We start from the raw sequence: 10700 nt of genomic DNA, 5'->3' as shown, positions 1-10700 counted from the left end.
ATGTATGGTCCGGCCGTGCGGTGCAAGAGGTTTTTCATCGATCTGGCAAATGCGGTCTTGCATCAATGTATCCGGCCTCTAGTTGGAGCGTGTCGCGCTCCGGGCCATCATGGATATCAGCGCGCATGCGACGTTCTTAGCGGACAGGCTTCAACGAGCCGTTCGGGTCACCAGTGTTCGCATGCGCCGGGAAGACCGATCTCCATCTTTGTCCCATCCTCTCGCAGACCTCGGCAGGCGGACTAAGCTACATCATCAATAGCTCCTTATTTCTGTTCCTTTGTTCGTGCCTGGCGGCCGTTCCTTCGTCCCGACCTGTGGGCTACGGATGCGCCGCGCGCAGGGGCCGTCAAGGCTGGCCGTCGCGCGGGTCTTGCCGCTCGCTTCCATGCTGCCAGGCCACGCCTTGTACGGCCCGGAGCACGGCGCGAGGATCACGCTGGATGGGACTCCATCGTATTGTTCTTATCGCACGCGAAGGCGCGCCCCTTGTTGAGAACCGCCCACGCGATACGGGCGAGCTTGTGGGCCAGCGCAATGGCGAGCACGTTGTGGTGTAGTCGCTTCTTCGCCGCTTCAATCCAAGATTTGAGCCCGTAGCGCTCCCACTGCTTTGGCCCCAGCTTAACCAGCACGACCCAGGCCGCCTGAACGAACAGGGCGCGCAGATAGCGATTGCCGCGCCTTGATATGCTGCCAAGGATCGTCCGGTCTCCCGTCGAGATTTGCTTCGGGACCAGCCCGAGCCAGGCGCCGAAGTCGCGGCCTTTAGAGAACACGTCGCCGGTGCCGACCGCGGCCACCATCGCGCTCGAGATGATGGGGCCGATGCCGGGGACCGTCATCAGCCGCTCGCAGTGCAGGTCTTGGCGGGCGAGCGCTTCAATCTCGCCGGTGAGACCCTCGATGCGCGCATCCAGGTGGCGCCAGTCTCCGGCCAATGCCTCGATGAGGCGCGACATGCGGGGCGACAGAACATCGGTGCGCATGGCCAGAATGCCCGGCAGCTCGGCCCGCAGGAAACGCAGTCCTTGCCGGACTGCAATGTCCCGCTCCAGCAGGAAGGCGCGGATCTGATTGATGATGCCGGTACGCTGGCTGACCAAGCGCTCGCGGACACGGTGCAGGGCCTGCAGGTCGAGTTGGTCGGCGGTCTTGGTCGCAACGAACTTCATGGTCGGGCGTTGCACCGCCTCGGCAATCGCCTCCGCATCGCGGAAGTCGTTCTTCTGTCCCTTGCTATACGGCCGCACATATTTGGCCGGCATCAGCCGGGCATTGTGGCCGAGTAGCTGTAGCTTGCGGCTGAGATGATGGGCGCCGACGCAGGCCTCCATGCCGATAAGGCACGGCGGCAGGTTGGCAAGTCGCACCTCGACCTGGCCACGCGACCATTTCTGCCGAAGCACGATCGCACCATGCTGATCCTGTCCCACCACGTGGAACGAGTTCTTGCCAATATCGATGCCGATCACGGCGATTGCGCAGTTGGATTGCTGAGACATGGCGTGCTCCTTGTCTTCGCTGCCCCGAGCCAGCTTCTATCACTGGCGGGGCTGGAGCACGGCCGGACCATCCCATTAGCGGTCATTCCGGCGGCACGGAGTGCATGCACTCTGCGCGCCATCGACGGACCGCAGATCACGCTTCATGAGATCATAGACCAGAGTACGGCAAGCCTTGGAGTGCAGGCAAGTGGCAGCTATCCCGCCATGAAAGACGTGACCTGCATCAGGCCAGCTGGTCGAGCAGCGCCCGGGCGTCCCGCAGGACCGGCGTGTCGAAGCCTTCGGTGAACGAGCCATACACCGGCGCGAAGAGGTCGCGTGCTTCCGTGCACCTGCCTTGGTCGCGCCACAGGCGGGCGAGGCTGGTCGCAGCGCGCAGCATAAACGTCTTCGTGCTCTGGCGCTCCGCCACAGCGAGCGCTCGATGATAATTCTGTTCCGCAGCGGCCTGGTCGCCTCGCGCATTCATCTGGTCGCCTCGAAGTCGATGCAGCTCGGCCTCACTGGACCGTTCCTCGGTCGCCTCGATGAGCTGCGCGGCCTCGACAAGGCTTTGCTGCCCCTCCTGCAGATGCCCGACCTTGGCGTGAGCCTCGGCGAGAAAGCAGAGCGCGCGCGGCGTGTGCACCACAGCTCCGGCACCACGAAGCACCGAGAGCCCTTTCGCGAGCGACGCAAGGCCGTCCTGCGGCTGTCCAAGTGCTGTCAATGAGCGACCATGCTGGAGAAGTCCGAGGCCCAACCAGAGCGGAAAGCCATGCTCGTTCGAGAGAGCCACCAGTTCATCCGCATGCCGTAATGTGTCATGCGGCAAGCCGGCGGCCGCCTCCACCGCACACACCTTGCTCAACACAAAGGCCACCGTGAACGGATGGTCGAGCGAACGGGCTTCTCTTAACGCCTCGTCCGCGCGCGCACATCCCTGATCGATGTGGCCCAGAAGCGCCAATGTCAACGCCAAGTGACCCTGGCTCGCCGCGTGCGGATCGGCCACCGCTATGGCGGCGCAAATCGCGCGAGCGGCCGGATCTTTCAAGCCATCACACAGCTTGAGAAGGGCACTCGCTGTCACAAACTCCCCGCGATAGTGGCAACTTGCGCCGTGGATATAGTGACCCAGCAGCAGGGTGGCTTGATCTTTTCTTGTCTCGCCCAATTTCTCCATCTGCTCGGCAAGCGACACCGCCAGCTCGTGCTCGGCACGAACCGAATGGAAGCCCCATTGGAAATAGAGCAGCGGAGCGAGACGATCCGGTCGATCGAACCGCTCAGCGAGCGCTCGCGCCCTGACAAGGGTATCGGCCACCGCCGGCGCCGAATACCCCCTGGCTGCCATCAGGGCCCGCCCGAGGGCAATCTCCAGGTCGAGCTCGTGCTGCGCGGGCCGCGACTCCTCGGGCATTTTCGCCAGCAATTCGAGACCCCTCTGCAACTGCGCCACCGCTTCCGTCATCGCCGACCGCGCGACCGCGTGCTGGCCGGCCTTGAGCCGGTAGCCAACCGCCTTTTCGTTGAAGCCGGCCTCGGCACAATGGTGGGCCATGAGTTGCGGCTGAGCGGCGACGATTTCAGGGAACTGGCTCTCTAGCGTCGTCGCGACGCGAGCATGGATCTGCTGGCGTCGACCGCGCAGCAGGGTGCTATAGGCTGCGTCCTGCACCAGCGCGTGCTTGAAGGTGTACTCTGCATCAGGCGGGGTCCCTCGCTGGAAGACCAGTTCGGCGTGTACGAGCTGCGCCAAGGCCCCTTCCACCTGTTGCTGCGGCATGGCTGCGACGGCGCTGATAAGCTCATGCGAGAACGACCGCCCGAGGGCAGCTCCGATCTGCGCCAGCTCGCGCACGGGCGCCAAGCGATCGAGCCGTGCCAGGAGCGAGGCGTGGAGCGAGGTAGGGATCGCAAGCCGAGGCACGGGCCCCCTCGCATCGAAGCGGTCGCCGGCGTCGGCCAGCATGCCGCTCTCGATCACCGCCTTGGTCAATTCCTCGATGAATAGCGGTATGCCATCGGTCCTATCGATGATTCCCTCGGCGATCTCCTGGGGCAACGCCTTGCCGCCGGTCACCCGCATGATCATCTCGGCGCGCTGTCGATGCGGCAGACGACCGAGGCTGATTAATGTCACGTGCGAGCGCCCGATCCAGGCCGGCGCGAACTCTGGCCGGAAAGTGATGATGAGCAAGACCCTGAGGGTGGCCACGCGGTCGACGATGCGGTCCAGCAGGTCGAGCGAGGTGGGGTCGATCCAGTGCACATCCTCGAACACCATCAGCACGGGCCGGCGCGCCGCCAGCCCCTCGAGCTGGGCCAGGAGGACCTGAAACATCTTCTCCTTGCGCTTCTGCGGTGTGAGGTTGAGCGGTGGATAGCCATTGCCGATCGGCACGGACAGCAGGTCCGCGATCAGAGGAACGGCCTCGCTGAGGTCAACGTTTGCCTCGGCGAGCAACGCTTCGAGCTTGTCCAACCGTTGCCGGTCCGTATCGTCGCGCCGGAATCCCGCCGCCCGCTCGAGCTGTGAGATGGTCGGGAAAAGCGCGCTGTCCTGATGGTGCGGCGAGCAGAAACGGCGCAAACGGATATGTGGATCATCGCTCAGCCGCTCCAGCACGGTTTCGGCGAGGCGCGATTTGCCGATGCCGGGCTCACCCGATATCAGAACGACCGAACCATCGCTGCGTTTTATCTGCTGCCAGCGGCGCATCAGCAGCTCGATCTCCTCATCGCGGCCGAGCAGTGGCGTTCTGGCTACGCGTAAGGCCTCGAAGCGGCTATCGACCGCGCTCGCACCAATGACTCGCCAGACCGGCACGGGGTCGCTGAAGCCTGTGATGGACACGCTCCCGAGAGCGAGATAGTCGAAGAGGCCTCCGACGAGCCGGCGGGTGCTGCTGTCGATGACCACCGTATCCGGCTCGGCCAATTCCTGAAGCCGCGAGGCCAGATTGGGGGTCTCACCGACCACCTCATGTTCCTGCGACGCGCCTTTCCCGACGAGATCGCCGACGATCACCAAACCAGTGGCAATGCCAACTCGCACTCGCAATCTTGCCTCCGGGCCGGTATCGAGTCCTGCCACGGCCGTGACCAATGCCAACCCGGCGCATACCGCGCGCTCAGCATCGTCTTCATCCGCCCGCGGATAGCCGAAATATGCGAGCACGCCGTCGCCCATGTATCTGGCAACGAATCCGCCAGATTTCTCGATTTGCTCGGCACAACAGCGGTGGTACGCGCCGATGATCTCGCGCAAGTCCTCAGGGTCGAGCTTCGTCGAGAGTGCTGTCGAGCCAGCAAGATCAGCGAACATCACCGTGAGCTGTCGTCTCTCGGCCTCGGTCCGAGGAACGGTCACGGGTCTTGGTCCGGCCTCAGCGAGCTCCGCGATCGCCCGCAAGATCTTCTTGCGATGGCCGAGCGAGACGCCGATTTTTTCGAGATCAGAGTCGGTCAGATCGCCCAGAACGCTTGAGTCAATGTCGTTCTCGGCAAAGCACTGCGCGTATTGCCCTAGGCCGAGGGTGTTGAGCCAGTCCGCAATCTGCTGCATTGGCTCCCTCAACTGTCTGATTGATGGCCAGCCGAATTTTTGACTACGGCGAAGAAACGTTATCCCGATCTTTTCACCATAGCATGTTTAGTTTGCGGCATTCGGCCGCGGCTGGCCCTCGATCTTTGCCAAAATGGTGCAACAGTACAAGGCGCTCTGCCGGCGACAAAAGACCGTGCGACGTCGGCGCCGCGGGTCCCACCATCTCGATGCCGGCGCGGTGCCTCAACCTCTTCGAGCTAACGTTGCAATTCGCGCACTGACTTTCGGTGAGGCGGTGCGCGGAAGTCCAAGACACTATAGCGTCCGCCTGCTAGGTCTCACTCATCGTGATCGACACCGCGATGTGGCGAATCTCACATTCGGCGGGAGCATCGCATTTTACTGGACACGAATGAAAGCTCCGGGCTGGTTATTTTCTCAGGAGCATACCATGAAGAAGATCATTCTTGTTTCGATCGCAGTTGCTTCTTTTTCTACGACGGCTCTGGCTGACGCACGAGCAGCAGGACACCGGACCCACCTTCGCCACGTGGTGATGGGTGCCGCAGTTAATCCTGTTCTGCTCAACGCCAATGCCGGTCTCAATGACAATGGCAATGACCACGCGATGCATATCCGGAACATTCACGATTCCGGCTACAACCCGAAGAACGACTTTGGCTCTTTTTGGCAACATGTCCGTTGCCAATTGACGGGGCAAGGGAGGGAATGGGGAGCCTTCCCTGTCTCAATATCCATATGGCGCGCGTCACTATGACGACACCCGTAGCTACAACGATCCGTCCGAGGTTGGCGGCGGAGAATCTTTACCCGTTCACCAGCCGCCCGGCCGCGCACCATTTCTATAATTGCCGTTGCTTCTATAATTGCCGTTGCTCATCGCGACGTTGCCGGTTTCAGGGGGCCAAGCTGAACTCTTCTTGATCAGAGCATAGCCGTTCATGACGCAAAGCGGCCATGTTGCAGAAAGGTGTTCGCGAAGCCCACAAATGCCCGCGTTTCAGCGGCGTCGCCCGCGCACTGTGAGGAGTCGCAGGATCACTTCTGCTCCCGCATGGTCGATGCGGCGCGCACGCCTGATGGCGTCTCGCCGAAGTGCCGGCGGAACATGCGATTGAAATGAGAAACATCACCAAAGCCGACTGCAAACGCGATATCGATGATTGCCAAATGCAGATGGTGCGGGTCAGTCAACATCGCGAAGGCACGCTCAAGCCGGCATCCTGCAAGGTGCTCGGTGAACGACTTTCCAGTCCCCTCGAGCAATTTTTGCACGTATCGCCGCGACATACCGAGCGCCCTGGCGACATTGTCCAGATCGAAATTGGGATCGCTGAAGCGTCGCGCGACCTCCGCCAGGATCGCCTGCAGCCTGGCTGCCTTCACACCACGCTCCGTAACGATGTTTGCAGCTTCGGCGCTCGGCCCGAGCGTCGCGGCCACGAGATCGAGGAGATGTACGCCTATAGTGGAGGCCAGTTTTGATGACGGAGATTCTTTGAAGGATGCAAGCGACCGCAGGTAGCGGTCGAGGAGTCTAAGCGCCGGTCCGGGACGCACCGGCCGACCTGATAGATCTTCCGGCTGCGCAACCAGAGACTTGAGGGCGGCAGCCTGCACGGTCACGAATCTGACGCGGCCGCCACGCGGCCCAAATACTCGCAGCGGCCTTCCCCGGTCAACCAAACAAGCGGAGCCGGCATCATAGACATGTTCCTGGTCAGCATTTGCAAATTTGACTGGTCCAGCCTCGACGACGTTTAGTCCGAATTGGTCTTGGCTATCCTTGAGGTAGTGTATGTGACGGATAAACTCCACCGGCGTGGTGACAATGCTACAAACGCCAACTGCGCCGAGCGGCAAGTAGGTGACGTCGATACGCGGGCGGCCGCCGCTGTGATCTATCACGTCCAAGGCGAGGTTCAGCCGCGCAAACTCCTCACGGAACGTGGAGAACCGCGCGCGCTCCGGCAGCATCTCGGTCGACCATCGCAAAAGGTGAGATGACGTTGGCATGTCGGCCTCCCGCTTTGGGGGCCCCCCAAAAGATCATATCGGACCGCGCTTCGCTGCATTTGTGAAATGGATTACATAGGGGAGGTAGGCTGCGCGGACATGACCAAGCGCTTCGCGTTGCGCGCTGCACGCGATGAGTTGGCACGCACCCCGCGCAGATTGTGGCGGCCAACAAGGTCGCAGCTTCCTTCACTTACGAGAACAACCGGCCTTTAGCGGCAATCGTCGCAAATCGCGGTGTCGGGCTTGTTGCGCGCAGTCATCGATCAGCGGTTGGAAGCGGCATAGTCCGCTTGTGTGAAGGGTTTCGGATGCTGGCCGCTTGAAGGACGGCGCCGCGGGTTCGGCGGCCAGCGTCCGAAAGTCTCAAAGGAAAGAAACCGCGCGTAAGGAACGGAAGGTGGTGGGGTAGGCGCTATGGAGATTTGAGCGCCGCGGGTGAGCTCGTTGATTGGGATCGAGCCGGTCCAACGAGTTGTACGACGGTGAAGCCGCTGACGGAAGCCGTTGGCCGATGCCGTGGCGCCGCACCGCGCGCAAAGACCTCGATGATGATCATGCGACCGCCACAGCATAGACAACTCGGCTTGGTGGGATCGACGGCGGCCGCGATGGGCTGGCCCTCAGGCTTTGCAACGGCAAGCAGCTCGCGGGCGTGCCGGGGGGCGCAGGTTCGAGCCCTGCCACTCCTGACAGCTTTTACCGAACAATTTGAAAGAGTTGGCCGAGGTCCTGGACCCCGGCCGCAATCATCTTCGCTCACTTGATGAGCGGGCAGCCGCCATCCTTCATAGGGCGGAAGGCCTGGTCGCCGGGGACCTCGGCGAGCAGCTTGTAGTAATCCCAAGGCCCCTTCGATTCCTCAGGCTTCTTCACCTCGAACAGGAACATCGAGTGCTCCATGCGGCCGTCCTCGCGGACCACGCCGTTGTCGGTGAAGGCGTCGTGGACCGGGGTCGCGCGCATCTTGGCGAGCACCGGCTTGGTGTCCCTGGTGCCGGCCGCCTTCACGGCGTTGAGATAGTGCAGGGTGGCGCTGTAGGTCGCGGCCTGGTTCATGGTCGGCATCCGCTTGGTGCGCTCGAAGAAGCGCTTGCCGAAGGCGCGGGTTCGGTCGTTGAGATCCCAGTAGTAGGCCTCGGTGATGATCAGGCCCTGGGCCAGCTTCAGCCCGAGGCTGTGGATGTCCGAGATGAACATCACGATACCGGCGAGATTCTGCCCGCCCGCGACGATGCCGAACTCGGCCGCCTGCTTGATGGTGTTGATGGTGTCGGCACCACCATTGGCCATTCCGATGATCTTGGCCTTCGACGCCTGGGCCTGCAGCAGGAAGGACGAGAAATCCGGCGTGTTGAGCGGATGCCGCGCGCTGCCGATCACCTTGCCGCCGGCGGCGCGGACCACGTCGCCGGTGTCGCGCTCGATCGAATGGCCGAACAGATAGTCGGCGGTGATGAAGAACCAGGTGTCGCCCCCGTTCTTCACGATCGCGCCGCCGACGGTGTGGGCGTTGGCGTAGGTGTCGTAGGTCCAGTGCAGCGTGTAGGGCGAGCAGGACTTGCCGGTGATGTCAGAGCTCGCCGCATCGGTCACGATCATGATCTTCTCGAACTGCTTCGACATCTCCATGCCGGCGAGCGCGGTCGCCGAGGTCGGCATGTCGATGATCATGTCGACGCCTTCGGCCTCGTACCATTTGCGGGTGATGGTGGCGGCTACGTCGGCCTTATTGAGGGGATCGGCGGTGACCATCTCGATCGGCTTGCCGAACATCGAGCCGCCGAAATCCTCGATCGCCATCCTGGTGGCCTCGACATTCCCGGCGCCGCCGATGTCGGAATAAACAGACTGGAAATCGGTCAGCACGCCGATCTTGAGCGGCGTCTGCTGCGCGAGCGCCGGTCCCGCCAGCGCTGCCGTGAGCAGCCCGACGAGACTGAGCAAGAACTCGGCATTTTGGGAAGTTGATGTACGATTCTGTTCATGACGAATCGGACATTCAAGAGCGGCGAGAGCCGCGACCAGGCCAGCCTGCTTCCTGCTCGGATTGAGGATTATGTCGGGGCGGACAACCCGGTCCGGGCGATCGAGAGCTTCGTTCGTGTGCTCGACCTTGCCAAGCTCGGCTTTCGCCATGCGGATCGCAAGGCCGAAGGGGTCGGTCAACCGCCGTACGATCCAGCCGATCTGCTGAAGCTCTACCTTTACGGCTACATCAACCAGATCAGGTCGTCGCGCCGGTTGGAGCGGGAGGCCTGCCGCAATCTGGAACTGATCTGGCTGCTGAAGAATCTGAAGCCGGGTTATCGGACGATCGGCAACTTCCGCAAGGAGAACTGGGTGGCTCTGAAGGCGGCCAACCGCAGCTTCGTGCTGCTGATGCGCGAACTCGGTCTTGTCGGCGGCAGCGTTGTTGCGATTGACGGCTCGTTCTTCCATGGCGACGCCAGCAAGGCCAGCATCTTTACGCGCAAGAGGCTTGCCGATCAGATCGGAAAGCTCGATCAGGAGATCGAGGCCTACGGCAAGTCCCTTGAGGACAATGACGCCGCGGAAGCCAGGAAGCCAGGCCAGGATGGCTCCGATGGTGGCGGCGCAGGTGGTGGTGACCTTGGCGCGAAGGTCGCGGCACTGATGGCGAAGCGCTCGCGCGCACAAGCCGATCTTGCTCGGTTGGAAGAGAATGGCGAGACGCAGTTGTCCCTGACCGATCCGGATGCCCGACTTCTGGTCAAGAGCGGCCAGGGGGTCGCAGGCTACAACGTGCAGACCGCCGTCGACGACAAGCACAAGCTCATTGTCGCCAGCGAGGTGGTGAACGACAGCAGCGATGTCGGCCAGCTACATGCGATGGCCATCGCGGCAAAGGAAGCCCTCGAGGTCAAGACCCTGCAGGTGCTGGCAGACGAGGGCTATTACAGCAGCCGCGAACTGAAGGCCTGTGAGGACGATGGCATCACGGCCTATGTGCCGGTGCCGGAGGGCAGCGCCCGGCTCGAGAAGCAAGGCCGCTTCGCCCTCAAGGACTTCAACTATGATGGCGTATCCGACACCTATCATTGTCCCGGCGGCCATCAGCTACATCCGATGAAGAGCAGGCAGAAGAACACCAGTGGCCGCGTCGAGATCCGCTACGCGGCGCGCGGAGCGATCTGCAGGACCTGCCCGCTCAAGATCCGTTGCCTTGGCTCGAACGCGGCCTACCGGACGATCGGTCGCTGGGAGCATGAAGACGTTCTCGAACGTCATCGCGCGCGGATGCAGGGCGCGGGCGAGGTGATGCGCCGTCGCTTTGGCATCGTCGAGCATCCGTTTGGCACGCTCAAATGCCGTGCCGGCTATCGTCATTTCCTGGTCCGCGGCTTCGACAAGGTCCGCGGCGAGTGGAGCCTGATGGCGCTCTGCTACAACTTCACCCGCGTGCTCAACATCCTGGGCTTCGACGCGTTTCTGGCCGCGCTCGCCAAGGCGGTTGCTACTTGCCGATGTACCCTCGCAGCCCTTTTGACGCCCATCCAGGTTGCTCTCGCGGCTCTCTGGACAAACATAGGGCTTCCGCTCGCAATCGGCCGGCCCACGCCGGCCTAACTCCGCTCACCAGTAGTTCTTGCTCAGTCTCG

6 protein-coding genes and 1 pseudogene are annotated in these 10700 nt (G+C 62.3%); 2 read left to right on the top strand and 5 right to left on the bottom strand.

Annotation, left to right across the window (positions count from 1 at the left end; genetic code table 11):
* Positions 1–434: 434 nt before the first annotated feature.
* Positions 435–1505, bottom strand: a complete 1071-nt coding sequence (locus AS156_RS00720; protein ID WP_066498677.1) for an IS110 family RNA-guided transposase — start codon at positions 1503–1505, stop codon at positions 435–437.
* A gap of 226 nt (positions 1506–1731) precedes the next feature.
* Entirely contained in the window at positions 1732–5058 is a 3327-nt protein-coding gene (locus tag AS156_RS00715; RefSeq protein WP_066498675.1) for an adenylate/guanylate cyclase domain-containing protein, read from the bottom strand.
* A gap of 433 nt (positions 5059–5491) precedes the next feature.
* On the opposite strand from AS156_RS00715, the gene AS156_RS41660 reads away from it, so the two are divergent.
* A complete protein-coding gene (locus AS156_RS41660; RefSeq protein WP_136625953.1) occupies positions 5492–5818 on the top strand; it encodes a hypothetical protein in 327 nt (108 codons plus the stop codon).
* Positions 5819–6099: 281 nt separating this feature from the next.
* Here AS156_RS41660 and AS156_RS00710 read toward each other — a convergent pair whose 3' ends face one another.
* The 3 genes and pseudogenes from AS156_RS00710 to AS156_RS00705 all read right to left on the bottom strand — a co-directional run bounded on the left by AS156_RS00710 (position 6100) and on the right by AS156_RS00705 (position 9024).
* Positions 6100–7077, bottom strand: coding sequence for a helix-turn-helix transcriptional regulator (locus AS156_RS00710; protein ID WP_082747264.1), 978 nt, complete (start codon positions 7075–7077; stop codon positions 6100–6102).
* 415 nt (positions 7078–7492) lie between these two features.
* Positions 7493–7732, bottom strand: a pseudogene (locus AS156_RS45870) (hypothetical protein); the annotation flags it as partial.
* Between the two features lie 104 nt (positions 7733–7836).
* A complete protein-coding gene (locus AS156_RS00705) occupies positions 7837–9024 on the bottom strand; it encodes an ABC transporter substrate-binding protein (RefSeq protein WP_066498671.1) in 1188 nt (395 codons plus the stop codon).
* 39 nt (positions 9025–9063) lie between these two features.
* On the opposite strand from AS156_RS00705, the gene AS156_RS00700 reads away from it, so the two are divergent.
* Positions 9064–10668, top strand: a complete 1605-nt coding sequence (locus AS156_RS00700; RefSeq protein ID WP_066498669.1) for an IS1182 family transposase — start codon at positions 9064–9066, stop codon at positions 10666–10668.
* The last annotated feature ends 32 nt before the right edge of the window (positions 10669–10700 follow it).

It is taken from the genome of Bradyrhizobium macuxiense (assembly GCF_001542415.1).
Taxonomy (GTDB): Bacteria; Pseudomonadota; Alphaproteobacteria; order Rhizobiales; family Xanthobacteraceae; genus Bradyrhizobium; species Bradyrhizobium macuxiense.
Note: the sequence above shows the minus strand (reverse complement) of the source record. Positions and strands in the feature narration are given on the sequence as shown.